The organism is Neptunicella plasticusilytica, assembly GCF_047922965.1.
In the GTDB taxonomy this organism is placed as follows: domain Bacteria; phylum Pseudomonadota; class Gammaproteobacteria; order Enterobacterales; family Alteromonadaceae; genus Neptunicella; species Neptunicella plasticusilytica.
This window is the reverse complement of record NZ_CP150481.1, coordinates 2,027,937-2,054,793: the sequence shown is the minus strand read 5'-3', so window position 1 is coordinate 2,054,793 and position 26,857 is coordinate 2,027,937. Positions and strand designations below refer to the sequence as shown.

23 protein-coding genes and 3 tRNA genes are annotated in these 26,857 nt (G+C 45.5%); 7 read left to right on the top strand and 19 right to left on the bottom strand.

All coding sequences use genetic code 11. The features are described from left to right. Positions 1-34 precede the first annotated feature (34 nt). Positions 35-2,311: a patatin-like phospholipase family protein gene (locus V1467_RS09045; protein ID WP_416308466.1), complete on the bottom strand. Its 2,277-nt coding sequence runs from the start codon at positions 2,309-2,311 to the stop codon at positions 35-37. A 215-nt stretch (positions 2,312-2,526) separates the two neighbouring features. On the opposite strand from V1467_RS09045, the gene rimO reads away from it, so the two are divergent. Further along, positions 2,527-3,933 (top strand): 30S ribosomal protein S12 methylthiotransferase RimO, encoded by a 1,407-nt coding sequence (gene rimO, locus V1467_RS09040; protein ID WP_416308465.1) that lies wholly within the window; start codon positions 2,527-2,529, stop codon positions 3,931-3,933. 51 nt (positions 3,934-3,984) lie between these two features. Here rimO and V1467_RS09035 read toward each other — a convergent pair whose 3' ends face one another. From V1467_RS09035 to V1467_RS09020, 4 genes are all read right to left on the bottom strand, one after another. Next, positions 3,985-4,419 (bottom strand): hypothetical protein, encoded by a 435-nt coding sequence (locus V1467_RS09035; protein ID WP_416308464.1) that lies wholly within the window; start codon positions 4,417-4,419, stop codon positions 3,985-3,987. Between the two features lie 69 nt (positions 4,420-4,488). After that, the gene (locus V1467_RS09030) at positions 4,489-4,902 is read right to left on the bottom strand and encodes a CBS domain-containing protein (protein ID WP_416308463.1); all 414 of its coding nucleotides are present in this window, start codon (positions 4,900-4,902) and stop codon (positions 4,489-4,491) included. Between the two features lie 27 nt (positions 4,903-4,929). Next, a complete protein-coding gene (gene rmuC, locus V1467_RS09025; protein ID WP_416308462.1) occupies positions 4,930-6,375 on the bottom strand; it encodes a DNA recombination protein RmuC in 1,446 nt (481 codons plus the stop codon). Positions 6,376-6,466: 91 nt separating this feature from the next. Continuing rightward, a complete protein-coding gene (locus V1467_RS09020) occupies positions 6,467-7,987 on the bottom strand; it encodes a fumarate hydratase (RefSeq protein ID WP_416308461.1) in 1,521 nt (506 codons plus the stop codon). A gap of 174 nt (positions 7,988-8,161) precedes the next feature. On the opposite strand from V1467_RS09020, the gene pabB reads away from it, so the two are divergent. The 3 genes from pabB (at position 8,162) to V1467_RS09005 (ending at position 11,897) form a co-directional block, all read left to right on the top strand. Then, on the top strand, positions 8,162-9,529 hold the full coding sequence (gene pabB, locus V1467_RS09015; RefSeq protein ID WP_416308460.1) for an aminodeoxychorismate synthase component I: 1,368 nt from the start codon (positions 8,162-8,164) through the stop codon (positions 9,527-9,529). Positions 9,530-9,535: 6 nt separating this feature from the next. Beyond that, on the top strand, positions 9,536-10,105 hold the full coding sequence (locus V1467_RS09010) for a CoA pyrophosphatase (RefSeq protein WP_416308459.1): 570 nt from the start codon (positions 9,536-9,538) through the stop codon (positions 10,103-10,105). A gap of 418 nt (positions 10,106-10,523) precedes the next feature. Next, positions 10,524-11,897, top strand: coding sequence for an L-serine ammonia-lyase (locus tag V1467_RS09005; RefSeq protein ID WP_416308458.1), 1,374 nt, complete (start codon positions 10,524-10,526; stop codon positions 11,895-11,897). A gap of 210 nt (positions 11,898-12,107) precedes the next feature. Here V1467_RS09005 and cysB read toward each other — a convergent pair whose 3' ends face one another. Continuing rightward, positions 12,108-13,082: an HTH-type transcriptional regulator CysB gene (cysB, locus tag V1467_RS09000; RefSeq protein WP_416308457.1), complete on the bottom strand. Its 975-nt coding sequence runs from the start codon at positions 13,080-13,082 to the stop codon at positions 12,108-12,110. Positions 13,083-13,301: 219 nt separating this feature from the next. Between cysB and V1467_RS08995 the strand changes: the two genes are divergently transcribed. Further along, the gene (locus V1467_RS08995) at positions 13,302-13,976 is read left to right on the top strand and encodes a sensor histidine kinase (RefSeq protein ID WP_416308456.1); all 675 of its coding nucleotides are present in this window, start codon (positions 13,302-13,304) and stop codon (positions 13,974-13,976) included. Between the two features lie 71 nt (positions 13,977-14,047). Continuing rightward, a complete protein-coding gene (locus V1467_RS08990; RefSeq protein WP_416308455.1) occupies positions 14,048-14,812 on the top strand; it encodes a hypothetical protein in 765 nt (254 codons plus the stop codon). Positions 14,813-14,854: 42 nt separating this feature from the next. On the opposite strand, the gene V1467_RS08985 is transcribed toward V1467_RS08990, so the two are convergent. The 13 genes from V1467_RS08985 to V1467_RS08925 form a co-directional block, all read right to left on the bottom strand. Next, a complete protein-coding gene (locus V1467_RS08985) occupies positions 14,855-15,274 on the bottom strand; it encodes a GFA family protein (protein ID WP_416308454.1) in 420 nt (139 codons plus the stop codon). A gap of 303 nt (positions 15,275-15,577) precedes the next feature. Further along, positions 15,578-15,976: a hypothetical protein gene (locus V1467_RS08980; protein ID WP_416308453.1), complete on the bottom strand. Its 399-nt coding sequence runs from the start codon at positions 15,974-15,976 to the stop codon at positions 15,578-15,580. Position 15,977: 1 nt separating this feature from the next. Next, positions 15,978-19,049 (bottom strand): error-prone DNA polymerase, encoded by a 3,072-nt coding sequence (locus tag V1467_RS08975; protein ID WP_416308452.1) that lies wholly within the window; start codon positions 19,047-19,049, stop codon positions 15,978-15,980. 9 nt (positions 19,050-19,058) lie between these two features. After that, complete coding sequence (locus tag V1467_RS08970; protein ID WP_416308451.1) at positions 19,059-20,462, bottom strand: Y-family DNA polymerase; 1,404 nt, start codon at positions 20,460-20,462, stop codon at positions 19,059-19,061. Positions 20,463-20,464: 2 nt separating this feature from the next. Then, complete coding sequence (gene imuA / locus V1467_RS08965) at positions 20,465-21,133, bottom strand: translesion DNA synthesis-associated protein ImuA (protein ID WP_416308450.1); 669 nt, start codon at positions 21,131-21,133, stop codon at positions 20,465-20,467. 188 nt (positions 21,134-21,321) lie between these two features. Continuing rightward, positions 21,322-21,408 (bottom strand) — tRNA-Leu (locus V1467_RS08960). A 77-nt stretch (positions 21,409-21,485) separates the two neighbouring features. Continuing rightward, a tRNA-Cys gene (locus V1467_RS08955) sits at positions 21,486-21,559 on the bottom strand. 10 nt (positions 21,560-21,569) lie between these two features. Continuing rightward, positions 21,570-21,645, bottom strand: a tRNA-Gly gene (locus tag V1467_RS08950). Positions 21,646-21,826: 181 nt separating this feature from the next. Continuing rightward, complete coding sequence (gene pgsA / locus V1467_RS08945) at positions 21,827-22,402, bottom strand: CDP-diacylglycerol--glycerol-3-phosphate 3-phosphatidyltransferase (protein WP_416308449.1); 576 nt, start codon at positions 22,400-22,402, stop codon at positions 21,827-21,829. A gap of 22 nt (positions 22,403-22,424) precedes the next feature. Further along, positions 22,425-24,251: an excinuclease ABC subunit UvrC gene (uvrC, locus tag V1467_RS08940; protein WP_416308448.1), complete on the bottom strand. Its 1,827-nt coding sequence runs from the start codon at positions 24,249-24,251 to the stop codon at positions 22,425-22,427. Positions 24,252-24,257: 6 nt separating this feature from the next. Further along, positions 24,258-24,902 carry a UvrY/SirA/GacA family response regulator transcription factor gene (uvrY, locus tag V1467_RS08935; RefSeq protein ID WP_416308447.1) on the bottom strand — a complete coding sequence of 215 codons (645 nt, stop codon included), beginning with the start codon at positions 24,900-24,902 and terminating at the stop codon, positions 24,258-24,260. 97 nt (positions 24,903-24,999) lie between these two features. Continuing rightward, positions 25,000-25,212, bottom strand: a complete 213-nt coding sequence (locus V1467_RS08930) for a hypothetical protein (protein ID WP_416308446.1) — start codon at positions 25,210-25,212, stop codon at positions 25,000-25,002. A 124-nt stretch (positions 25,213-25,336) separates the two neighbouring features. Beyond that, entirely contained in the window at positions 25,337-26,374 is a 1,038-nt protein-coding gene (locus tag V1467_RS08925) for a GGDEF domain-containing protein (RefSeq protein WP_416308445.1), read from the bottom strand. A 328-nt stretch (positions 26,375-26,702) separates the two neighbouring features. On the opposite strand from V1467_RS08925, the gene V1467_RS08920 reads away from it, so the two are divergent. Continuing rightward, entirely contained in the window at positions 26,703-26,825 is a 123-nt protein-coding gene (locus V1467_RS08920) for a hypothetical protein (RefSeq protein ID WP_416308444.1), read from the top strand. Positions 26,826-26,857 lie beyond the last annotated feature (32 nt).

Below are 26,857 nucleotides of genomic sequence, written 5' to 3'. Positions count from 1 at the left end.
CTTAAGAATATAATTTATCTACCTTATTGCTTGTTTAATAACTTTGCCCCAGCGACAAATATACACGATAAGCTTTTTTTCGATAGGTATCTTCAGCTTGCCCGTAACCAAAATAAATCGGTCCTAATGGACTATCCCAACCGGCAAAAATACTCCCAGCCCAAATCCATTCAGCGATATCATCCCCTTCCTGTTGCAGCCAACTTTCCTTGACTCGTCCTCTCTCTATAGAACCGCCAAGATAAAATGGCGAGTCAAAAAAACTGAAACGATTTTCGTTCATTTTGTACATATAAATAAAACTACCGAAGCGTGCGTCGGGACCATATAAATAATTGCGCGGATAACCGGATAAATTGAGTAACCCGCCCAGCGCATACTGCTCCAGCCCAATATCACCTTCTTGAGATTGGTATTTATTCATGCTCCAGCGTGTTTTAAATACGTGATTGTGCCAGTCTTTAGCAGCAACAAATTCGTAGGAGCTATTTATGCTATCGGAATTTGACTCAAGAAAACGGTCATCCAGCCACTGCCGCTGAACTTTTAACCTCAGCCCCCGAGTCGGAAAGTTGGCGTTATTCAGGCTATCCCAGGCAAAATGCCATTCCACTCCCTTACGTCTGTAATCTAATCGACTGTAACCCAAACTGGTTGCCAAAATACTAGGCAACCGATAGCTACCATTTTTATCAATCCAGCCTGTGGTTAACACCCCTTCATCTGAGATATTCCAGCCCACAGAAGCATTAACAACAGTCTCGGATTTAAAAAACTCGCCTAACGACAAGCCATTCGGATCTTCAACTACCAGCGATTCACTGTGATTGTTAATTTTGCCGGATACAAAAGTACTGGAACTGACTAGCGGCCAATATAACTCGGTACTGAACACTTTATCCGTGCCTAATGCAATTTCGGTTTGCCATTCAGCACCAAGAGAGGATAAACCGGTGCGTGTATAGGAAGCAGCAAATTGCATATGTCGATTGCTGTGAAAATCATCTTCCAACATCAGACGAAAATTAAGATATCCCGGTCCCCAGCTTTTTTCTTCCGCCCTTACTTTAAGTTCTGTTCCTCCATCCGGTTTCTGGTACAAGTGACTGGATACTCTTTCAAAAATATCTAGCCCGTAAACCTGGCGTATCCCTTCTTTTAATTGGCTGGTGTCGTACTGTGAGTGGTTATCAAACCCCAGGCGCTGCAATAACACCTCATCATCAAGTGAACTATTATTTTCCAGTGCCAGACTATCAATATTAAGCTCTGGTAATAACTTGTTACGCTGGCCCCTCATCCATGCTTGATAAGCATCGGGATTCACGGAAAAGCGCTGTAACTGTTCAAAGTGCCTTGACGCTTCTTCATTCCCGGCATTGACGGCATCCTCCAGACGCTCAAAATCCATAGTACTTATATCGGTTACTTTGGGGTTAAGATACAAATCGTCACTACCCAACTGTTTTTTTTCTTCATTAACCATTTGTTTAACCAGAAAACCGGATAATTGTTCGGTAATAGCAAAAGCCGAATTAAGTTGTTCCTGAGTCTTGAGAGGCGCTTCTATATCCACCGCAATAACGCGCATAGCCCCCAACTGCCTGGCAATACTGATAGGCAAGTTGTTTGCCACACCGCCGTCCACCAACAGTAATCCATTGAGTTGCATGGGTCTGACAACGCCAGGAATTGACATGGAAGCTTGAACAGCAGATACCAGGCTACCGGATTCCAGGATCACCGCGTCACGGTTAATTAAATTGGTTGCTACCGCCCTAAAAGGGATAGGTAGCTGATCAAAATGCGCTAAATCCGGTTGTACACCGTATGCCTGCACCACCAGCTCGGCCATAGCCTGTCCAAGCAACACTCCTTTGGGCACTTTAATTCCATCAAGATCAACTCCCAGATCAAACCTGATAGGGAATTCATCCCGCTGCTGTTTGCGTCGCATCGGCATTTCATCGCGATAAACGCTGTCGCGATAGCCCGATCCCCAATTCAACTCCGTTAGAATTTTGTGTATTTCATCAGGACTATTCCCAGATGCGTATAAACCGCCGATAAACGCCCCAATGCTAGTACCAACAATAATATCTATAGGGATGTGTTGCGATTCAAGCTGCCTGATAACCCCCAAATGTGCGCCTCCGCGGGCGCCACCACCTCCCAGCACTAGCGCAGTACAAGGACGATTGGTAGCAGTTGAGCAAGGAGTCGGCGCAGGAGTTGCAGCTTCGTTTGCCAGCAGCGGAGAGAATGCAGCAAAATACAATAATATCTGTATGAAACGAGTTGACTTGGACATGAGCTGACCTGTAACAACGACCAGCTCTAGTTATGGAACATTTATTAAATTAAATCAAACAGATAAAAGAGAGATGTCAGACTTTCCTGTTACAGGATTACAGCAAATATGAGGCTAGTCCCCCATACTCGAGCGACTAACAGATCTGTGTTTTTATCCTATTTCAGCTATAATCCGCGCAATTTTATAGCTGTACTTTATATTTGAGCTTGCTGATGACCGTAGAAACATTCAATCCCAAACAAACCACTACATTAGAAACGCCCGTTAAGGTGCTTGAAACCGAGAAGACAGGCGGCGATTCCAATGGTTCGCGGATCGGTTTTGTTTCATTGGGCTGTCCAAAAAACTTAGTCGATTCCGAACGTATTCTGACCCAGTTACGTACCGAGGGTTACGATGTGGTACCCAGTTACGATGACGCTGATCTGGTTATCGTCAATACCTGCGGATTTATCGATTCTGCGGTACAGGAATCGCTGGATACCATTGGTGAAGCACTGGCTGAAAACGGTAAAGTAATAGTCACTGGCTGTTTAGGGATTAAAGAAAACGAGATCCGTGAAGTACATCCTAATGTACTGGCGATTACCGGCCCACATGCCTATGAGGAAGTCGTTAACCAGGTGCATGATCATCTGCCACAGCCGGTGCATAATCCCTATTTAAATCTGGTGCCGGATATTGGGGTAAAACTGACTCCTCGCCATTACGCCTACTTAAAGATATCCGAAGGCTGCAATCATCGTTGTACCTTCTGCATTATTCCGTCCATGCGTGGTGATTTGGTCAGTCGTCCGATTGGCGAAATATTAGATGAAGCAGTACGACTGAAAAATGCCGGGGTCAAAGAATTACTGGTTATTTCGCAAGATACCAGCGCTTATGGGGTGGATGTCAAACATCAGACCGGTTTCTGGAATGGCATGCCGGTTAAAACCGATATGTTAGGACTTTGCACCAAACTGGCAGAGATGGGTATTTGGGTACGCTTGCATTATGTTTATCCCTACCCCTCGGTGGATAAAGTGATTCCTTTGATGGCCGAAGGTAAAATTCTGCCTTATCTGGATATTCCATTCCAGCATGCCAGCCCACGTATCCTGAAGCTGATGAAGCGCCCTGCCGCTGCCGAGCGCACCATGGACAGAATTAAAAAGTGGAAAGAAATCTGCCCTGAACTGGTAATTCGTTCTACTTTCATTGTCGGGTTTCCGGGCGAAACCGAAGAAGATTTCCAGATGCTGCTGGACTTCCTGGATCAGGCACAGCTTGATCGCGTCGGCTGCTTTATGTATTCCGATGTGGAAGGTGCCAAAGCTAACGATCTGCCCGATCCGGTGCCGGAAGAAGTCAAACAGCAACGTTTTGAGCGTTTTATGCTCAAACAGCAGCAAATCAGCGCAGACAAGTTGCAGGCCAGGATTGGTCTGGAATACCAGATTATTATTGATGAAATTAATAGCGAAGGCGCGATTGGCCGCTGTTATACCGATGCTCCGGAAATTGACGGCAAAGTGTATTTAACTGACGAGTTCAATGTCCAGCCGGGCGATCTGGTTTGGGCTGAAATCATGCACGCCGACGAATATGATCTGTGGGGCAAGGTTGTAGAAGAATAAACCTGGTATAAGCAAGAGACACAAACTGCGCTATTGTGTCTCTTGTCTGTTTTACAATAACCAGCCTTTTTGACAACCCGTTCTGGCCATCCATACCAACAAACAAGCGATAACAATTACCATTACTGGCATCACCATAGCGCCCGGTCCGTAAACTTCAATAGAGTTAGACATAAACAGGGAATGATACATTTGCACCAATACGCCGATTAACGACAAAACGAGTATTGGCTTGGCTGAGGCCTTTTTTATCACCAGCAGCAAACTGCCCAATGCGCCAGCAAATACCGCAACGGCAAAAGCGACAGTGGCCCATAGCGGCATATTGTCATAAAGCGCCGCTTCTTCTGCTGGTAATGCAGCGATAGCCTCCGGTGTCATCATCATATGCATCACGAAGGCAGATACCCCCATTAAATTCCACACAACGGCAATGATGGCCACAGGCATAAACCATCCGGGTATATTGTTGTTTTGATCTGTCATATTTTTCTCCGGTTGAAATGCAGACAACCTGCATCCGGATTATTTATAACATAGATTTAACAAATTAAATTAGTGTGTTTTCAACTGCTCGATTTGACGAAAAATATCCCGCCAGCTGACAATTCCGACCCATTCCCCGGCGTCATTGACCACAGGCAAGCAGGAAATACTATTGGCATTAAATAACTTAACAGCATGCATCACAGTTTGATCCTGATTAATCACCACCAGTTTACGGGTCATAATCTGGTGGACCCGTTTATTTAAAGACGCATTATCTTTTTCGGTGGCGGTTTTGCTACCTACCCTCGGGCTGATCGCCTTGAGTAGATCGCGATCAGAAACCACGCCCAATAATTTGCTCCCCGCAACAACCAACAAATGATGAAAATGAGCGTGAGCGAAAATATCATGGACTTTTTCCAGACGATCATCGATGCCCACCGTCACAACGGGTTTTGACATTATTTTGCTGATTTTCATTAACGGCTCCTAAATGGCAGAGGCTGTTTAGCTTTCATCTTCACTTGAAATGTCATTTAGACTGGAGCTTACCTGCTTGCTTGTCTGCACTCCCAGTGATTTAAATTCTTCTACCCTACGTACCAGATTACCCTTGCCGGTACTGAGCTTATTCATCGCTGCATCATACTTTTTCTGCACAGTTTGCAGGCTCACTCCCACCCCTTCCAGATCGGCGGTAAAACCGGCAAATTTATCGTACAAAGCGGCGGCTTTTTTGGCAATATCCTGGGCATTACGGTTTTGATGTTCGTAACGCCAAATATTATTAATGGTACGTAATGCCACCAGCAAATTAGTCGGGCTGACCACCATAATATTGTTATCCAGTGCCAGTTTCATTAAATCAGGCGCCTGATCCAGCGCCAGCAGAAACGCCGGTTCGATAGGAATAAACAGCAATACATAATCTAGCGTACGTACACCTTCGAGTTTTTGGTAATCTTTTTTACCCAACTCTTTAATATGAGTACGTAGCGACAAAATATGCTCGTTTAAGTAACCTTGTCGTTCTTTGTCATCCAGCGCATTAAAATAACGCTCATAAGCCGCCAGAGAAACTTTGGAGTCGATGATCACATCCTTGTTATCCGGCAAATGCACTATCACATCGGGTTTGTAGGCTTTGCCGTCTTCGTTTTTATACTGTCCCTGGGTGTCATACTCATGCCCGACACGTAATCCTGACTCGGATAAAATCTGCTCCAGCACCAGTTCTCCCCAATTGCCCTGCTGCTTGTTATCACCTTTTAATGCCTTGGTCAGTGCGGCTGCTTCTGCGGTAATCTGTTGATTCAATTCCTTTAAACCAAGAATTTCGGTTTTCAATGAGGCGCGTTCCTGGCCTTCTTTCACATACTGGTCAGTTACCTGCCTTTTAAAGCCTTCAATCTGCTCTTTTAACGGATTCAACAGCAGATCCAGTCCTTCTTTACTGGCAGCACTGAATTTTTCGGTTTTCTGTTCAAAGATTTTATTGGCCAGGTTCTCGAATTGCTCTTTGAGGCGGACTTCGGCTTCCTGCAACAATTTCAATTTGTCTTCACTGGCCTGAATTTCCTGTTCGAAACGGGCCTGCTGGGAACTCAAGCGGGTTTGTAAATCTGCTGACTTTTGTTGTTCCTGCTGCCATTTTTGTTGCCATTGCTGCCTTTCCTGCTGAACTTCACCCAGTTGCTCAGCCTGTTGGCGTAAATGTCCCAATTGCCCTTCGATTCTTAGCTGTTGTTGATGAAAATCATGTAACTGCTGTTCTTTTTGCTGCAGTTGTCCGGTCATCGTCTGCAATTCGAGGCTTAACCGCTGTTCCTGCTCTTTCCAGGCTGCATCTGCTTTTCGTTGTTGGCTATTCATCATTAACCATACCAATATGCCCGCCAAAATCGCCGAGCCGCCAATCAGGGCCAGATGCAAAAGGGTTATATCCAGATTCATTATTATAATTTCCTGCCTGTGTTTATCCGGGGAGTATTAAACTCAACGCCAAAATAAAAGGCGTCAATTGACGCCTTGGTTGAGAGTTGGCCTATGCGCTTTCCATTTCCTGAATTTTTACTTTCCAGATCGCCGGGCCGGTTTCATGAACATTATTACCGCTGCTATCCACCGCTACTGTCACTGGCATATCCTCGATTTCAAATTCGTAAATTGCTTCCATACCCAAATCTTCAAAGGCCACCACACGGGACTTTTTAATTGCCTTGGAAACCAGATAAGCCGCGCCGCCCACCGCCATTAAATAAACCGCTTTATGTTTGGCAATACTCTTTACCGTGGCAGGTCCCCTTTCGGCCTTGCCAATCATGCCAATCAAACCGGTTTGTTCTAACATCATGTCGGTAAACTTATCCATCCTTGTGGCTGTTGTCGGGCCTGCTGGTCCAACTGCTTCGTCACCAACAGCATCAACAGGTCCCACGTAATAAATAAAGCGGTTAGTCAAATCAACCCCTTCCGGCATCCCTTCACCATTTTCCAGCATGGTTTGAATACGTTTATGTGCAGCGTCACGACCGGTCAGCATTTTACCCGAGAGCAAGATTGTCTCACCGGCTTGCCACTGCTGGATTTCTTCGCGGGTAACGGTATCCAGATTGACTCGACGGGTTTGTTCGCCCACTTCCCAGGTCACCTGGGGCCAGTCATCCAGATTCGGTTTTTTCAGTTCGGCCGGGCCGCTGCCATCCAGATAAAAATGCGCGTGACGGGTGGCCGCGCAATTGGGGATCATCGCTACTGGTTTGGAAGCAGCGTGAGTTGGCAAGGATTTGATCTTGATATCCACTACCGTAGTTAACCCTCCTAATCCTTGTGCGCCGATACCCAGATTATTGACGGCGTCAAACAATTCCAGACGCAACTTTTCTTCGGTAGTTTGTGCGCCGCGCTCCTGTAATTCGTGAATATCCACCGGGTCCATCAAGCTTTCTTTAGCTAATACGGCGGCTTTTTCTGCAGTACCACCAATACCAATACCCAACATGCCGGGAGGACACCAACCAGCGCCCATAGTGGGCAAGGTTTTGACTACCCAGTCGACAATCGAGTCGCTAGGATTAAGCATGACCATTTTCGATTTGTTTTCCGAACCGCCCCCTTTGGCGGCGATCATCACTTCGATTTTATCGCCGGCAACCATATCCAGATGAACAACAGCTGGGGTATTGTCTTTGGTATTTTGGCGATTTCCCGCAGGATCGGCGACAATCGAAGCTCGTAACGGGTTATCAGCATTAAGATAAGCACGACGGGTTCCCTCATCGACCATTTCCTGCACCGTCATATCGGTTTTATCCCAACTGACATTCATGCCAATTTTAACAAAACAGGTGACGATCCCGGTATCCTGGCAAAGTGGACGATGCCCTTCTGCCGACATGCGGGAATTAATCAGAATTTGCGCCATGGCGTCTTTCGCGGCCTGGCTTTGTTCACGGTTATAGGCTTTTTCAACTGCCTGAACATAGTCTAAAGGATGATAATAAGAGATAAATTGCAAAGCATCTTCAATGCTATCGATAAAATCTTGCTGACGTATAACGGTCATGCGTTGCCTCGTTGATATATATAATTTTGCGCCAGAAATGCGTTTACAGATCGATTTAGGGCGTATGGAACTTTATCACTGTATGATACCCTGCAGAGGCGCTTCACTCCAACATGAACCGCAATGAAATTGTAATCAAACCATCCCCTTTTTGCTCAAGGTCCTAGTCAAAACGTGAACGTAGAACAACTCGCCATTTCCGCAGATACCGACATTTGCCAGCTATTTCAACACTTTTCAGCCCAATCTTGGTCAATATTACTCGACTCTGCTGGTAGCCAGCATCAGCATGCCCGCTACGATATTATGGTAGCGGAACCGTTAGCGACATTAACGACCCATGGCGATAAAACCGAAATCTGGCGTTCGGATACCCCTTCGACAGCAATCAGCTACGACGATCCTATGGCGTTGATTGAGCAACAGCAGCAGAGTTGGTTTCCTCTCCCCGTTAATCAGGCAGAACTGCCTTTTTGTGGCGGCGCGCTAGGTTATTGGGGATATGATTTGGGTAAACGTTTCGAGCACTTGCCGGATAACGCATTGCAGGATTGCAACTCGCCCGATATGGCCGTTGGTATTTATAGCTGGGCAATTATCAGGGATCATCAGCGACAACATTATTACTTATTGTTTCATCCCCAGTACGCGCATCCATCAGCACAATACATCGAAAAATTAGTACCTCAACCCGTTCAATCAACCTCGCCTTTCAGGCTGGATAGCCATTGGTCTTCAAATATGAGCCAAGCCGACTATTTGCTTAAATTTGACCGGGTGCAGGAATATTTGTTAGCCGGGGACTGCTATCAGGTGAATCTCGCCCAGCGCTTTAAGGCGCAATACTGCGGAGATGAGTGGCAAGCCTACCTAAAGTTACGCAGCACCAATCAGGCACCATTTTCGGCATTCATCCGCCTGGCCGACAGCTGTATTCTGAGTATTTCGCCGGAACGTTTTTTGGCCGTCGAGCAGAACAAGGTTCAGACCCGACCGATTAAGGGCACTCGTCCACGGCATTCTGATCCACAACAAGATCGGCAACTGGCCGAGGTACTGCAACAGTCAGAAAAAGACCGTGCCGAAAATCTGATGATTGTAGATTTGTTGCGTAATGATCTGAGCAAAAACTGCCAGCCTGGCTCAGTTAACGTACCGGAACTGTTTGTTGTTGAAAGTTTTCCGGCGGTTCACCATCTGGTTTCCACCGTTGAAGGCTTACTGCAACCACAGCACAGTGCACTGGATTTGCTGCGCGGTGCTTTTCCCGGTGGCTCCATTACCGGTGCGCCCAAAATACGCGCCATGCAGATTATTGACGAACTGGAGCCCCACAGACGGAATATTTACTGTGGTAGTATTGGTTATTTGAGCATTAGTGGCCATATGGATACCAGCATTTGTATTCGCACGCTATTGTGTGAAAATCAGCAGATATATTGCTGGGCCGGAGGCGGTTTAGTAGTTGATTCTGATGGTCATCAGGAATATCAGGAGACACTGGATAAAGTCGCCAAAATTTTACCCGTACTAACGGATTAACCGGATTTGAATAAACAGACTTTTCTTAATCGTTTTTATCATCAGGTCGCCCATCGTTTTGAACCTGAGTATCCACTGAGGCACCCTTCAAGTCCTGCCGCGGTGTTAATTCCGGTTGTGACTCGCGACGAACTGAGCATCATCCTGACCCGCCGGGCATTACACTTAAAGCATCATCCTGGACAAATCAGTTTTCCCGGTGGCAGGTATGAACCCGCAGATCAAAACCTGCAACAAACCGCCTTGCGTGAAACCCGTGAAGAAATAGGCTTAATCGAACAGCAGGTGGAGATTATTGGTGTACTGCCCAGCTTTAAAACTATCAGTCGATATCAAGTCACCCCCTATATCGGTCTAGTTGAGCCGCCTGTCGATCTGCAACCCGACCCCGATGAGGTGGCAGAAGTGTTTGAAGTTCCATTAGAATTTCTAATCAATAAAAGCAACCATCAGATCCACTGGGTGACGCGCAACGGCAAACGCCATCCAATTAATATGATCGTCTGGGAAGACCAGCAAATATGGGGTGTAACGGCGGCATTTATCCTTAACCTCAGTAATATTATCAATAGCTGACACGCCTGTCCTGATATATAAAATAACTAATTGATGCTGACTATTTCTGCGCAACTGTAATAATCAGCTGCCGATCTGGTCAAAGTCATTACTTTTATCAGGTTGTCAGTGCGTTGATTATTGCGCATAGTCATGATGTTTAGTTATTCCCTACAAATTATTTAACCTGAGTTCGGGATAAGAAGTGTCGTTATAATTTAAACAATTGAATTAATTCAATTGTTTATAATAAACATTCTGCTTGCACCACACCTGATACTCACTCGGTGACGAAATTTTGTGGATAGCAAGACGGGTTTTCGACCGTAATAGCTGGCTATTGCTACAAAACCCAACGCCGCTAGGCGCAAAAAGAGCGTTATCGAGAGGCGCGGCTTATCCCGAACTCAGGTTATTTATAAATATAAAAGAGAAAAATATGATCAGTGTTTTTGATATGTTCAGCATTGGTATAGGACCATCCAGTTCCCATACTGTAGGACCGATGCGTGCTGCGTTAGCTTTTATCCATGCCCTGAAAGAACAACAATTATTCGACCAGACTACCCGTATCGTCACCGAGTTATATGGCTCGTTGGGCCAGACCGGCAAAGGCCACGGTACAGGCAAAGCCGTAATCCTCGGCTTATGTGGCTATGCGCCCGAAAGCATTGATGTGGATATCATCGATGCGCTGCTGGCCGATATCGACAAAAACCAGCAACTCAATCTCAATGGTGACAAAGTCATCGACTATCCTCGTCAAAATGCGATTGTTTTCCATCGCCGTAAAACCCTAAAACTACATACCAATGGCTTAACCTTGTTTGCCTACAATCAGGACGGCGAGATATTCAAACAAACCTATTATTCCATCGGAGGCGGTTTTATTATTCGCGAAGAAGATTTCGCCCAGCAAAAATTTATCGCACTGGAAGAAGAAAAAAAACCGGTACCCTACCCCTTTGAAACCGCCAATGAACTGATTGCCCATTGCAAGACCAATGGTTTCCGGATCAGTTCATTAATGCTAAAGAATGAAACCGCATTTATGCCGCAGAGCGAAATCAAAGCGAAATTGTGGGAAATTTGGCAAGTGATGCGCGGTTGCGTAAAAAAAGGCATTGAAACAGAAGGGATCCTGCCTGGAGGATTAAAGGTTTCGCGCAGGGCTCCAGGCTTATATCGCCGCTTACAAAATGAAAAAAATGCCGATCCCATGGTCGCCATGGACTGGGTGAATCTGTTTGCGCTGGCGGTTAATGAGGAAAATGCCGCCGGTAGCAGGGTGGTAACAGCACCAACAAATGGTGCGGCAGGCATTTTACCTGCGGTATTGAGCTATTTTGATAAATTCGTACAACCTGTCGACGAGGATACGGCCGCCCGTTATTTATTAACTGCAGCAGCAATAGGTATTTTATATAAGAAAAATGCCTCTATATCCGGTGCTGAAGTGGGTTGTCAGGGCGAGGTCGGCGTAGCCTGCTCCATGGCTGCCGGCGCATTAACCGAAATATTGGGTGGCAGTATCGATGCCGTCGAAAATGCCGCCGAAATAGGTATGGAACACAATCTGGGCCTCACTTGTGATCCGGTCGGTGGACTGGTTCAGGTACCCTGCATTGAGCGTAATGCCATGGGTTCAATCAAGGCCATTAACGCCTCACGTCTGGCATTACGCGGCACGGGTGAACACAAAGTATCACTGGACAAGGTGATTAAAACCATGTGGGATACCGGCAACGATATGAAAGCCAAATACAAGGAAACTGCCCGTGGTGGTTTGGCAGTCAATATTATCGAGTGTTAAGGCGGTGACAGCTTCGAGCTTCGAGCTTCGAGCTTCGAGCAAAATCATAACCACCATTTGCGCTGAATATGAGAAACGAAAAGTCGAAACGCGAACGTCATACTTGGACATATTCTAGTTCCATCACTTTAAGCTTACTCAATGCTCAACTAAAACTAAAAAACGCCTTCTCGGCGTTTTTTATTATTTAAAGAATTCACTACTAACCGATTATTTGACCGGTAAAGTTAAACCTTTAAACATCTTTTCGATTTCATCGTTGTTTTTCAGCATCATTGCCCGCTCAACTACATCTTTAGTTAAATGCGGGGCAAAACGCTCGATAAAATCGTACATATAACTGCGTAAAAAAGAGCCTTTGCGGAAACCGATTTTAGTGGTGCTGTATTCAAATAAATGACTGGCATCGATTTTAACCAAATCACTGTCCAGCTTGTCATCAATGGCCATCGATGCAATTACACCAATACCAACACCCAGACGGACATAGGTTTTAATCACATCGGCATCGGTGGCGGTAAAGACAATCTTGGGTTCCAACCCCGCTCGCCCAAAGGCTTCATCCAGTTCGGAGCGGCCGGTAAAACCAAACACGTAAGTGACCAACGAATACTGGGCAATATCTTCGATAGTAATAGAGGTTTTGCGCGCCAACGCATGATCACGGTTAACAATAATACTGCGATTCCAGTGATAGCAAGGTAGCATCACCAAGTCGTTGTACAAATGCAAAGCTTCGGTGGCAATGGCAAAATCGGCTTCACCTTTGGCGGCCAAGTCGCTGATTTGCGAAGGTGTGCCCTGATGCATATGCAGTGACACTTTTGGATATTTGGCCATAAAGCCTTTAATCACCGAAGGCAACGCATAACGGGCTTGGGTGTGGGTAGTAGCAATATTCAATTTTCCCTGGTCAGGTAAAGTATGTTCACGGGATACGGCTTTAATGCTTTCAACTTTGGCCAGAATTTCGCGAGCAATATTAATCACATCCTGACCAGCACCAGTGACATGAGTTAAATGTTTGCCACTGCGGCCAAAAATTTGCACACCTAGCTCATCTTCCAGCATCCTAACCTGCTTACTAATACCAGGTTGGGATGTGTAAAGACTTTCGGCCGTAGCAGAAACATTTAAATTGTTATTGAGGACTTCGACTATATAGCGCAGTTGTTGTAGTTTCATTGGTTGAGATGACCTGCCTGTTCCAGATTTAAATACGTAACTGTTCAGCTACTCAAACTTTAATTCATTGATTTCATGTGTTCTTATTCTAAATATATATACCTATGCGAAAATTAATTCCATATAATTTTAGCTAAACCTGCATTTTTATCTTTTTCAAATGCTATTAATAGGCGTTAATGCCACAAAAATTAGATTCTGCAAACATGAGGGAACCCAATGACTGACTTTTCCACCATACTGGCCTGTGCCGTACATGACATGAAAAATTCCCTTTGCCTGTTACTGCAATCCATCGAAACTTTAGGGGATGAAATTGGCGATTCCGACGACAGTGTATCTGATCGGCTGGCCAGTATCCATTACGAGGCATCACGTCTGAATACCAGCCTTATGCATATCCTTTCTCTCTATCGTGCCGGACGCGAGCAACTGCCGCTAAATATCGACGAACATTATCTGGAAGACGTGGTAGATGATGTGATTGCCACCAACCAGAAATATATTGATAACAAACGTATGCTATTAAGTATCGAACATCAGCAAGAGATAACCTGGTATCTCGATAATGAGTTGATTTGTCTGCTACTTAACGACATCCTGATCAATGCCATCCGTTACAGTAAACAACATATTCTGATTAAAACCTATGTGCAGGACGATTATTTGTGCATACAGGTAGAAGACGATGGTAGCGGATACCCGCAAAGCATGCTGGATGCAAACAATTCAGAGATGCAGGATTTTGACATTAGTACCGGCCGAACCGGTCTGGGCCTTTACTTTGCGCGGATGATTGCCCTGGCTCATGAGCGTAACGGCAAGACAGGCGAAATCCTGATGGAAAACGGCGGAACCTACGGAGGTAGTGTATTTACATTAAAATTACCCTAGTATACGACGATATAATAAATATCCACTGAGTTCGTCGCCAACGAATTTTTAACTCAGGAAAACAGAAGCATATGTTTACCATCATTATCATCCTTATCGCCGTATTGCTGCTAACAGCCGTGGTTGTTAACGCTATTCAGCAGCACAAACAAAAAGCGGAAGCGGAAAAACGCGGCGAATTGGTCAAGCTTAAAACCATCATCGATGAAGCGGAAGACACCTTGTTGGCAGCAGAATACCTGCCTGTTAGCAGCCAAATGCGGGTTATTTTGTACGAGCGAATGATTGCTGCCATGCAGCAATCCTTGCAGCTAAACCCCAAAATACTCGAATATAAGAAACGCATCAGCGAGCTGGAGGAATCCAAACAACAAGTACAAGTAGTGGAAACCGATGCTACTAATTTTAATATTTCGCTACCGGAGAATGAGAAACAGATTATCTTGCTGATCCAGGGAATAAAAAGGCTGCGTATTATATTGCGCTCGGAAAATCATAAAGGAACGATAAACTCAGATGTATTCGCCTCGGAAGACAGATACCTGGATCGTTATCAACTGAAAGTGAATATGGAAACGCTGTCCCGCCGGATCCAGAGTTCATTGCAAAATAAAATGCTGGGCTCGGCTCGCCAATATCTGGAAAAAGCTATCGCCGCGCTAAAAAACCAGCCCAATCAGGATGATTATGTGGTGAGCAAGAAAGCTGATTTCGAGAATCAGCTCACCAATATCCACAACACCATGCGTAACGCCAATGCCGAAGATACCGCACGCCGGGTCGAAGAAGACAAAGACGAACTGGACGAACTTTTCGCCCCTAAAAAGAAATGGTAAACGGGGCTGACAGCCCCACTCGCCTCCCTACCCTGATAAACCTCAATTTCCGGCAAACAGAGCAAACACTTCCTCGCCTGTCATATTTTTGGTCTGATTGGAAAAACAATAATAATCCGGCTTTTGTTCAATAAATATTTGATGTTCAAAGTTAAGCCTGTCATCAATCTCAAATAGCCCTGCCGGAAAGATATATTGATTATTGGGTTTTAACCGGTAAAACAAATGCGTACCACAATTGGCGCAAAAACCTCGCTCGGCCCAGTCAGACGAATCATAAACGCTAATCTGTTCCTGACCGCTAAACAGTGCTTCACCTTTGCATTCAACCGTTAATAAAGGCCCACCTGTCCATTTACGACAGGTATTACAATGGCATGCCCCCACCTGGGTAGATAAGGTTTTTGCCTGGATATTCACGGCACCGCATAAACACTTACCCTTTGCATCAATGGTACTCATAGTCACTCCTTGGTTAAAATTACATCACATTTTAATAGTCAAACGTCAGAACAAATCTACAGCGTTAATAAATTAACCCCAACTCGGGATAAGAAATGTCGTTTATATTTACAAAAGGTAAATAATTCAGATAGTTATATTAATCACTCAACCCTTGTTGAATAAATAGTTTACTCAATGACGACATTTTTGTGCCTGGCAAGGCGGGGTTTCGTACGTCATAGCGGACTATGACTAGAAAGCCCAACGCTGCCAGGTGCAAAAAGAGCGTTATTGAGAGGCGTGGCTTATCCCGAGCTGGGGTTAAATTATATTCTGGATATCGGTCACCTCTCCTAAAGCATCCCTGTGCAGAGCACGCTGACGTTCTTCTTCGGTTAATATACCCACCAATGGCGTATTGCGCCTTAATCGACGCATTTTAGGGGTGTCCTCCAGTATGGCGTTAATAAAAACCTCCGGCTGATCAATCAATTCCAGTATAGAAAACCAGCTAATGTACTGTCCGTAAGTCAGCATGCCGTTGTCTTTGTTGTTTTCCAGTCGTTCATTAATTTGCTCGATTAGTTCTGGTCGAGACAAGATTTTTTCGGCCATCGCCCGGTGTATCGCGCGTATTTGTCGGTCGATATTTTCATCTTTTATTCCGGTCTTTTTAATCTGGTATGGCCGTGTTCGTTTATACTGTTGGCTTTTTCTCATACTAGTGAAAATCTCTGGATGCGGATTTAAATCCGCATAATTTGTCGGTTAGATCAGTCAGTCTTCCCGCGATAACGTGAACAACTTCCTTCTCTCGTTCCAATATGCCATCTACTTGCAGAATTTTTGCCGTCAAAAACGGTTTCTTTTGCGCCCTGGAAGTGCCAGACCAAATCACCACATTAATATTGCCGGTATCATCTTCCAGCGTGACAAAAGTAACCCCCGCGGCTGTACCTGGTGCCTGTCTACCGGTCACCACACCTATCACCGAAACCATAGATTTATGCTTTTTTTCGAGCAACTGGCTGGATCGGGTAAATTTTTTCAGATAACCCGACTCATCCAATAAGCTGATAGGATGTTTACCCAAAGTCAAACCAACAGAAACATAGTCTTCAAGCAGATTACTGATGGCATCCGGTTGATAGCAAAATTCGGTTAGTTCCTCTGTGGCATTCTGGAATAAAGGAAGTTCACTGGTATTCTCCATTATGTTCCAGCGAGCCTGATAGCGATTGGCAGTAAAACAGTGAAAAGCATTGGCTGATGCCAGCGCCTCTATCTCTCTATGCTGTATTCCCTGCTGTTTTAGCTGGGAAAGACGGGTATAACCGGCCGGAGGTCGCTGTTGTATCAGTTCATTCGCGGTTCGCCCGGATACACCTTTAATTAACCGCAAGCCTAGCCTAATAGTGTTGTCAGGCTTATCTGCACCTAACCTATGATCGTATTGCGAGCGATTAACACAGACAGGCAAGATATTGATACCATGCCGCTTGGCATCCTGTATTAACTGGGACGGACTATAAAACCCCATAGGTAAACTGTTTAATAATGCAGTGTAGAATGCCGCCGGATAATAATGTTTGAGCCAGGCTGAAACATAAGCCAATACAGCAAAACTGGCCGAATGACTTTCAGGAAAGCCGTATTCACCAAAACCGCATATTTGCTGGAAAATGCGTTCGGCAAATTCTTCTTCATAGCCTCGCTCTTTCATGCCATTGATCAATTTATCCTTAAACTTGAATACGTCACCGCTTTTTTTCCAGGCCGCCATTGCCCGTCTTAATTGATCCGCCTCGCCACCGCTGAAACCGGCAGCCACCATCGCCAACTTAATCACTTGCTCCTGAAAAATAGGCACTCCCAAGGTACGGGCCAACACCGACTTTACCGCTTCTGAAGGATAGTCAACCTTTTCCAGCCCATCGCGTCGTTTAAGATAAGGGTGCACCATATCGCCCTGAATCGGACCGGGCCTAACAATGGCAATCTGGATCACCAAATCATAATAACTGGCCGGGCGAAGCCGGGGCAGCATACTCATCTGTGCCCGTGATTCAATCTGGAACACCCCCACAGTGTCAGCCTGCTGGATCATCGCATACACATCTTTGTCATCTTGCATGCCGGTAATATCGGCGATACTCAACCTGCGCTCAAAATGCGTTTCCACCAAGGTAAAACATTTACGGATTGCCGTTAACATCCCCAACGCCAGCACATCCACCTTGAGTAACCCAAGACTTTCCAGATCGTCTTTGTCCCACTGAATGACGGTACGCTCTTGCATGGCTGCATTTTCGACAGGTACTAGTTCGTACAACGGACCTGCCGAAATCACAAAGCCGCCAACATGTTGCGACAAGTGCCGAGGCGTCCCCATTATTTCATTGACCAGATAAATAAACTGCTGACCTTGAGAAGAACCTGACTGCAATCCCAGCAGCTCAACCTGTGCTTGCCATTGCTGGCTACGGTCACGACGATTGATATTTTTGATAAAATATTCCAGCCGGGATTCACTGATCCCAAGCGCCTTACCCACATCACGAACTGCACTTTTAAACCGGTAACAAATCACCGTAGCCGCCAGAGCCGCCCTTTCCCGGCCATACTTGTGGTAAATATACTGAATGACTTCTTCGCGCCGTTCATGCTCAAAATCCACATCAATATCCGGTGGCTCATTCCGTTCTTTACTGATAAAACGCTCGAACAGCACCGAGATTTGTCTGGGATCAACCGAGGTAATTTCAAGGCAGTAACAAACAATAGAGTTAGCCGACGAACCCCGTCCCTGATAGAGGATCTGTCTGGATTGGGCAAACCTCACCACATCGTAAATGGTTAAAAAGAAATAGGGATAATCCAGTTCCTCAATTAAACGCAGCTCTTTATCAAGCGTTGCCTGAATATCATCACTAACAGCATTTCTAAAACGCTTTTGCTTGCCCTGCTCAACCAGATGGTGCAGATAACTCATGGCAGTATGGCCTGATGGAACCAGCTCGGATGGATACTCATAACGCAGCTCATCCAAGCTAAAATGGCAGCGGCTGGCAATCAGCGAAGTTTGTTCTATCCATTGCGGATTAAATAATTTAGCCAATTTCTCCTTAGTGCGTAGTGAGCGCTCGGCATTGGTCAGTAACGTCCCTTTAATCCCGGTAATAGGTTTACAATGGCGGATAGCAGTCACAGCATGCTGAAGTAGTAAACGGGTTGGGCTGTGCATCAATACACAGCCACAAGCGGTTACCGGAATAGCAAATTGACTGGACAAGCTCTGGCAGTGCTTTTTATAGGCCACATCATGACTATCCAGATAGCGATGCATTCCTATCCACAATCTTCCCTGATGATATTTAGCCAGCCAGACCGCCCAGTGATGGTCACTATCGTCAAGTTTAGGCAACCAGATCACCAGGCAATGCTTAACTCTCATCAAATCCCATTCACTTATCAAATAGTCACCCTTCTCTGCCCTGCGTCTGGCATTGGTAATCACGCGGCAAAGCTCGGCATAAGCCTGGCGATTGGGACATAGCAGTACCAATTCCAGTTCATCGTCAACGCGCAATAAACTACCGACTATCAGCTTAATATTTAGCGCATGCTCTTTTATTGCGGTATAGGCCCTGACCACACCAGCAATCGAACATTCATCCGTTATCGCAATAGCCGAATAACGTAAAAATTCGGCCTGTAAAACCAGTTCTTCCGGGCTGGATGCGCCGTTAAGAAAAGAAAAATGACTTTGGCAAACCAGTTCGCTGTACTGCATCAGACTGGCCTAGCAAAACCAGCCATGGACGAACCACTGTTGTTTGTGATTACGAAATATCCACAGCCATCTGCCGTCTCTGCAACGGGCAATAAAATAGTCACGATGTACCGATTTACCATCCCACCAACCGGTAAATAAGCGCTCCGGTCCCTGTGTAATTGTCACTTTGTCTCGCAAAGGATTGGGAGATGGCAACATCACGGTGGGTCTGACAATATGCCGGTTAACCGGAGGAACTGCTGCCGAATTTAGCGGTTCACCAAACTGGCTGGTCAACTGTGGGCGCGGATCATCAGTCAGTTTAATTCCCTTCACCGCGTTTTGACCCAGCTTGGCCTGCAATAACGAAATCAGTTCATGAGCAGATTGATGGCCACGTTTTCCATCAAACAGATCCACCCTGATTTCATAACGCTCAACCACCCGGGAAGCCTTCAAACTGATGCCTGTCACCGGAGAAGCTAAAGCAACACTCTCCAGCCTTAATGCGAAAAGTTCCAACCACTTATCTTTCCGATATTCACCTGTGGCGGAAGTGGTCATAACTTCAAGGCTATCGGCATCCCGCTGATACAGTGTCAGGATAAGCTCATGGGCCAACTTGTCCCGTACTGTCAAAAAAACCTGCAGTTGCTCCAGCAATCGGCCAAGTGGTTTGACTAGCCACTGCACATTGTCCATATCAAACAGCAGTTCCAGATAACGCTCAAAAACCTCAGCCGGATGATAAAACGGCTGCGGATGCCTGAACTGTCCAAGCAGCCGACCAATATAGTTCACCAACTCAATGTCAAAACGATTGGCAACCTCTGGCATAGATAATTTAAGTAAGTCATCCAGTGTCGTAATACCAACACGCGACAACTTCTCGATCTGCTTGCTGGATAATTCTGTTGCGGCAAGAGGCTGCTGCTTTACGGCCGACAGCATTAATTCCCTATTGGCGGAAATGATATTCAATTTAGCGCGGGCCAGCAGACGGGCTGCCAGGGGTGAATAACCTGTGGCATAACAAACTGTCAGATCCAGCTGGCCAAGATGGTTTTCAAGTTTCTGCCAGTAAGATGCCAGTCCGCCATACAACGTCAGCATATTACTGATACGCAGCAGTATCCCGTTCGGTTCAAAAAAAGTGATATCTGAAGTCACCAGATACAGCCAATGGGCAATTTCTTTGAGTCTGGCCTTTTCCATTTCCGGATTGTAAACATGTACATTAAGTTCACGGCACAACCCTGAAGCCATACCGAGCCCCATGCCGATTTTAATACCTTGTGCAGATGCGGCCGAGTTAAGTTGCACCACTTCATTATTGCTAGCATAAACAATGATGCTCGCCTGTTCCTCCTGCTGGGCAAACAAGCTATCCAGTTGTAATGACGGAAAGTGTAAGTAAACCCACAGAGTCATACTTACATGCTCTTCGCCGTGGGAAAATGCACCACATTAGCAGGCTGGTTAAGAGTTAATGACGGCCAGTGCTGACGCATATCCACCTGAAATCCCGGAAGCGGCCAACCTCCTTTGCGTTTGCGGATCTCCACCTGTAACCCCTGCTCATCAGCAAACAAGCCCATATCCAGCGTAACAGGCAATGATATTGCATTTTTTTGGGCCGCACGGAGCACAAACAGCAAACAATCCCCTGCTTCACTGGCCAGTTGCAAACGCCTGACATGATGCACATCGAGGCAATTTTGCCACATGAGAACAGAGCCACAGGCCCCGCTATTCAAACATTTCTCGGCCGCCCAGAGTGCATCAGTTGGTGATGACGGGAAAATCACCAGCACCTGACTGATATCACAACCAAAATGATGCAACTGCTCCGCACAGAGATGTCCGGGAGGGTTAATCACCACCAGCAAGCGCTGCTGTTTTTTTATAAATGGCAATAACAAGCGAATTTCACCAATGCCCATTGGTGAAGAAAGCTGCACCACCCCGTTTGCGGGAAATCCTCCGTTTAATCTGGTATCCAATTCGGAATAACCGGTAGATAGTCTCACCAAGGCGGGTTTCTGCTCAGAACCCTGCCATACAAGATTACGGCGTTGTAATAAATTGATTAAATCGTTCATATTAATACCTGTAATTACATACAGTATATTAAAACTTGAAAATGCTTCAAGAAAAAACTTGGGTGCAATCGGTTTTAGAAACTTTGAAAATGACAGGATCAGAGTAATGACCCATTGTGGATGGGCTGGAATAATTAATCGAACGAGATGAATGCTGATCCCCCGTTTACGGGGTAGAGCCAAAATATTGGTGCCCGGGGCCGGACTTGAACCGGCACGACCTTACGATCGAGGGATTTTAAATCCCTTGTGTCTACCAATTTCACCACCCGGGCAACGGATGTGAGCGTTAAAGCTCAAAGTGTGAAGTTTCCATTTAGCGTTGTTCGAATTATCGGACTTGTGCCAAATATGGAGGCGGGTCCCGGAGTCGAACCGAGGTCCACGGATTTGCAATCCGCTGCATAGCCACTCTGCCAACCCGCCAGAGAAAGTTTGGAGCGGGAAACGAGACTCGAACTCGCGACCCCAACCTTGGCAAGGTTGTGCTCTACCAACTGAGCTATTCCCGCAACTTTCTTACATTTTCGCCTCGGCTAAATGTGAGGCAGCATTCTACATTCAACCGATTTTGTGTCAACCACAAAAACATGCATTTTTGTCTGATTGACGCATTTTTGACTCAAACGATGATTTTTCCGACAAAATCCCGTTTTTGTTGACCAATCGCAGTTGGACAATCCCCCAGACAGGCTAATTGGCTTTAGGATCAACCATTAAATATTGCCAGGCTGCTTTCAAATATGCCGCCATTGACCACACAGATAACACAGTGGAAATAAACAATAGTATGTAGCCCAATGTTACCCAATAGATCGGGATGCCCATAAACACTTCCAACTCGGACAGTAATCCAATTAAAGCCAGCATTTGCGCCATGGTTTTGGCTTTACCAATAAAAGATACCTGCACAATATCCTGCTTACCGGAACCGGCCATCCACTCGCGCAACGAGGAGACAAACACTTCCCTTGCGGTTAGCAATACCGCAGGAATGGTGATCCAGGGGTCCTGATAAGTGTGGGCAATCATCAACAATGCGGCGGCCACAATCAATTTATCGGCAACCGGGTCCAGAAAAGCGCCAAAAGGCGTACTTTGTTGTAATTTGCGGGCCAGATAGCCATCCAGCCAATCGGTGACGGCGGCAAACCAGAAGATAAAAGCCGAGGCCTGATGCGCCCATTTCCAGTCAAGAAAATACACAATCACAAACACGGGAATAAGTAGTACCCGTATGCAGGTTAAAATATTAGGTATGGTCCACATCTACATTTCTTTTTTATTAGATTTATTGATTAAGGTGTTGATGTATATGTTCAGCCAATTCACGGCTGATCCCCGGTACATTGGCCAAATCATCAACACTGGCCCTGAGTACTTCTTGCAGCCCACCCATAAATTTCAGCAAGTTTTGGCGACGCTTCGCCCCTACTCCCGGTATTGATTCCAACTTGGAGGTTTTCTTGACCTTCTGTCGGCGGTTGCGGTGACCTGCGATAGCGAATCGGTGCGATTCGTCCCTGATATGCTGAATTAAATGTAGTGCAACTGAATCCGAGCTCATAGGGATGGTAGCATGATTTCCGGCTAAAATAAGTGTTTCCAGTCCAGCCTTCCTGCTGGTACCTTTTGCCACACCAATCAATAGCGGTTTTTTGTCGACTTGCCAGTCTCCAAAAAACGCTTCAGCCTGGCTCAGTTGACCTTTTCCGCCGTCAATAAACAGGATATCCGGAACTTTTTCGGCATCCACGCTGTTTTTATAGCGACGGCGTAGTGCTTGTGCCATTGCCGCATAGTCATCACCGGGCGTTATCCCTTCAATATTATAGCGCCGATAATCGGTTTTATACGGGCCGTCGCGGTTAAACACCACGCAGGATGCAACGGTTTGCTGGCCGGAGGTGTGACTGATATCAAAACATTCCATGCGCTGGATTGGTTGTTCAAATTCGAGAATTTTCTCCAGTTCCTGATAACGGGCAATGATCGACTTCTGGTGAGTCTGCCTTGCTTCCAATGCGTTTTCGGCATTGGTATTAGCCAAACGCAAATAACGACTTTTCTCGCTGCGGGCACCTTTAAATAAACGGACTTTGCGACCGGCATTGTCGGATAACAGTGCTTCGATACTGTCTTTATCTTCTATCTCTACCGGGATCACAATCTGTGCCGGGATCGATTTATCGCCGGTTAGATAAAATTGCAGTAGAAATGACTGAAAAACTTCTTTCTCATCCACCAGTTTGGGAACCTTGGGGAAAAAGCTTTTGCTGCCCAGTAATTTATTATCACGGATAAACATCCCTTGTACGCTGGCAATGCCGTTGCGAAAAGCAAAGCCGAATACATCCATTTCTTCCTCATTACCACTGACATGCTGCTGTGCCTGCACCTTTTTTAACGCTGCGATCTGATCACGATAACGGGCGGCTCCTTCAAAATTAAGCTGCTCACTGGCCTGCTCCATTTTGTTTACCAATGTGCCAATCACCTGGGCATTTTTGCCGCGCAAAAATAAACGCGCCAGTTCGACCTGCTGCTGGTATTCCTCATCGCTCACCAGCCCTTCTACACAAGGTCCGGCACAACGCTGTAACTGATATTGCAAACAGGGACGGCTGCGGGATTTATAGTAGTTATCCTCGCACTGACGAACCGGAAACAGCTTTTGCATAATGCTTAAACTTTCCCGCACTGCCCAGGCGCTGGGATACGGGCCAAAATATTCGCCTTTCTTTTTACGCGGGCCACGGTGATTGGTTAAGCGGGGATGCTGATGATCGGACAGAAAAATAAACGGATAGGACTTATCATCCCGCAACAGCACGTTATAACGCGGTTTATACTTTTTGATATAGTTATTTTCGAGGATAAAGGCTTCGGTTTCAGTATGGGTAACAGTGACATCCATATTGGCGATTTGCTTGACCAGCGCCTGTGTTTTAACACTATCCAGATTCTTGCGGAAATAGCTGCTAACCCGCTTTTTAAGGTTTTTGGCTTTGCCCACATATATTACCTCAGCATCTGAGTTATACATGCGATAAACCCCGGGCTGGGGTGTCAGATTAGCTAAAAAATGTTGAGGATCAAACGGCTCGGTATCACTCATCGATGACTATATATTTTCTGAACTGATTAACTTATGACGTATGGCCAAGTGGGTGAGTTCCACGTCTCCCCCCACGTTCAATTTTTCAAACATACGATATTTATAGGTATTGACGGTTTTGGCGCTCAAATTCAACTGGCTGGCAATATCCGGCACCCGTATCCCACGGGTAATCATTAACAGTATCTGCATTTCCCGTTCAGACAACTGCTGGAAAGGATCATCGTCGCTTAAACTCAATTGTCCCAGCGCAATCTGCTGGGCCATTTCCTGGGAAATATATTTCTGGCCACTGTAAACCTGATGGATGGCCTTAATCATTTCATCCGGCAACGCGTTTTTGGTCAAATAGCCATGCGCGCCCATTTGCATCACTTTGGCCGGATAAGGATTATCATGTACAACAGATAACACGATGACCTTGATGTCCAAATCCATGCGAATGATTTTGCGCGTCGCTTCCAGCCCCCCCATTCCGGGCATATTCATATCCATCAACACCAGATCCGGTGTTTCATTACGGCAAAATTTAATCGCGTCCTCACCCGTGGATGCTTCTCCTACTACTTTAAACCCTCGCACATCATCGAGGATTTTACGCACACCGGTTCTTACCAGATCGTGATCATCTACCAATAAAATTGTTATCAACGAAGCTACTCCAGATCACCGCTTATCACGACAACATATTTTGGATCAGATAGAATGTAAAGGCTAATAATAGTGTTAATAGAGGTTGTTTACCCCTTTACCGATAAAATGAGCTGCTTAAACGATTCCATCCAATAATTACCGCAGAACGGCTCTGGCCGATGTTTCTGGCCAAACAGCGCTCTACCTGGCAACGGATAATCCAGCGGTCATGGCAATGAGGGACTTTTTCCGGCTGTGTAGGCTCGCCACCACATCGGCATTGAATAGGTTCAAGTGATTCAGGCTGGCTCATAAATTCATCACTCATCTTGTTTTTACAGCGCAGTATTGTAGGCCATCATACTGATGTAACTAATTTTTTTATAGTCGAGTCCGACTATTTATTATTAATTCAAAAGAACATTAGCTGACGATATATATGTACGGCAAACTTACAAGTTTATCCTGACACAATTTTTACCGGCACTTTTAGCCTGATAAAGTGCTTCATCAACACGTCTCAAGGTTTTTTTGTGCTGTCCCCGGTAATGCAAGGCACAACCGACACTAATGCTTACCTTTCGGGGTAAACTGAAGTCGTGTGCCACAATGGCCTGCCGCATCTTCTCAATCAATTCCAGAAATTGTGACTCGTTATCGTTATCAAATAAAATAGCAAATTCCTCGCCGCCCCAACGCGCCACAATGGATTGTGCTCCCATCGTATTTTTCATTATTTCGGCAACTTGCTGCAACACTTCATCGCCGGCTATATGACCATACTCATCATTAATCTGTTTAAAATCATCAATATCAGCCATGGCAAAATATGCCAAATTGCTTGTTGCAATAAGGCGATCTTCGATATAACGGCGATTAAAAATAGCGGTGAGTGCATCTGTCGAGGCTTGTAGCTCAAGTTTACGGTTGATCTCTGATAGCATTTCGGACGCTTTTCTGCGGCTTGATTCAAAATAACAGGCTAACGCAAAGAAAATTCCATACAGCACAACAACATTGATAAAACTATCGACGCTATACGAGGCTGGCTCCCATTGGTCAAGATTGGATACACACAGGTAAACCAGCAAGACAAAATAGATAAGACTGACCAGACTACCCGCCAACAAACCCAGTAAAAATATGGCCAGAACGGGAAGAATAAAAGAATATACCAAGGCATATTCCTGATGGCCAACATCCGCTATATACAAGTAGCTCAGCACAAACAACGCGACCACCAGCAATAAGGCGGCAATCTGGAGTTTTCCTTTCATCAGCAGAAGATACAGGCATAACAGGCTTATCAAAACCGCGCTACCGTCAATAAAGACTAGTGGCAGGTAGTAAATATAAATGCTGTTGTACAGAACAAAAAAGAATGACACAGCCAGCGTCAATAAACTGATAAAGCAGGTTAAATAAGCACGCCGGTATTCTTCATGATCAGGTGCCAACCCCATTTGCAGGCGAAGAAGTGATTCAACCATAGCGTTATCTTCTTATTTCAATTCAGTAATATTGAAAAACAAATACAGTGAGAGTTTAAAATGCTACCCGTTTATACAAATCAGGATGCCATTCTGCCAACACAATAGTCATAATCCCGAATAAATTTAGGAACTTGACTATAATATCACGCCGTGAAGGCTCAACTGCTTGTACCAATTAAGTACAATTTCCCTCTACTTATACGCAACTTAGATAGCATTCCTTATACCCGCTTTTTATTACTTAATAATGGACACCTTGGATACTGAATTGATGCAGCCAAAAAGCAAAGGTTCAGCGTTTCTTTAATGCAGAGAGGAAAAATAAGTGGCATTACTATTTTCGGTCTGGATTATTCCGAGCATCAGGTTAGTCACATACACATCCATGACGATCCGCACCCAGCCTTGCCGTTTTTGGCAAGCCGTTCTGGCGCTGCTGCGCAGCTAAAGATTCCTTATTCCCCCCTCACGACAAGCTTT

Bases quoted from the DNA above. Each gene is read 5' to 3' on its own strand.
- V1467_RS09045 (WP_416308466.1), bottom strand. From the start codon at position 2,311: ATGTCCAAGTCAACTCGTTTCATACAGATATTATTGTATTTTGCTGCA.
- rimO (WP_416308465.1), top strand. From the start codon at position 2,527: ATGACCGTAGAAACATTCAATCCCAAACAAACCACTACATTAGAAACG.
- V1467_RS09035 (WP_416308464.1), bottom strand. From the start codon at position 4,419: ATGACAGATCAAAACAACAATATACCCGGATGGTTTATGCCTGTGGCC.
- V1467_RS09030 (WP_416308463.1), bottom strand. From the start codon at position 4,902: ATGAAAATCAGCAAAATAATGTCAAAACCCGTTGTGACGGTGGGCATC.
- rmuC (WP_416308462.1), bottom strand. From the start codon at position 6,375: ATGAATCTGGATATAACCCTTTTGCATCTGGCCCTGATTGGCGGCTCG.
- V1467_RS09020 (WP_416308461.1), bottom strand. From the start codon at position 7,987: ATGACCGTTATACGTCAGCAAGATTTTATCGATAGCATTGAAGATGCT.
- V1467_RS09005 (WP_416308458.1), top strand. From the start codon at position 10,524: ATGATCAGTGTTTTTGATATGTTCAGCATTGGTATAGGACCATCCAGT.
- cysB (WP_416308457.1), bottom strand. From the start codon at position 13,082: ATGAAACTACAACAACTGCGCTATATAGTCGAAGTCCTCAATAACAAT.
- V1467_RS08995 (WP_416308456.1), top strand. From the start codon at position 13,302: ATGACTGACTTTTCCACCATACTGGCCTGTGCCGTACATGACATGAAA.
- V1467_RS08990 (WP_416308455.1), top strand. From the start codon at position 14,048: ATGTTTACCATCATTATCATCCTTATCGCCGTATTGCTGCTAACAGCC.
- V1467_RS08985 (WP_416308454.1), bottom strand. From the start codon at position 15,274: ATGAGTACCATTGATGCAAAGGGTAAGTGTTTATGCGGTGCCGTGAAT.
- V1467_RS08980 (WP_416308453.1), bottom strand. From the start codon at position 15,976: ATGAGAAAAAGCCAACAGTATAAACGAACACGGCCATACCAGATTAAA.
- V1467_RS08975 (WP_416308452.1), bottom strand. From the start codon at position 19,049: ATGCAGTACAGCGAACTGGTTTGCCAAAGTCATTTTTCTTTTCTTAAC.
- V1467_RS08970 (WP_416308451.1), bottom strand. From the start codon at position 20,462: ATGACTCTGTGGGTTTACTTACACTTTCCGTCATTACAACTGGATAGC.
- imuA (WP_416308450.1), bottom strand. From the start codon at position 21,133: ATGAACGATTTAATCAATTTATTACAACGCCGTAATCTTGTATGGCAG.
- pgsA (WP_416308449.1), bottom strand. From the start codon at position 22,402: ATGTGGACCATACCTAATATTTTAACCTGCATACGGGTACTACTTATT.
- uvrC (WP_416308448.1), bottom strand. From the start codon at position 24,251: ATGAGTGATACCGAGCCGTTTGATCCTCAACATTTTTTAGCTAATCTG.
- V1467_RS08930 (WP_416308446.1), bottom strand. From the start codon at position 25,212: ATGAGTGATGAATTTATGAGCCAGCCTGAATCACTTGAACCTATTCAA.
- V1467_RS08925 (WP_416308445.1), bottom strand. From the start codon at position 26,374: ATGGTTGAATCACTTCTTCGCCTGCAAATGGGGTTGGCACCTGATCAT.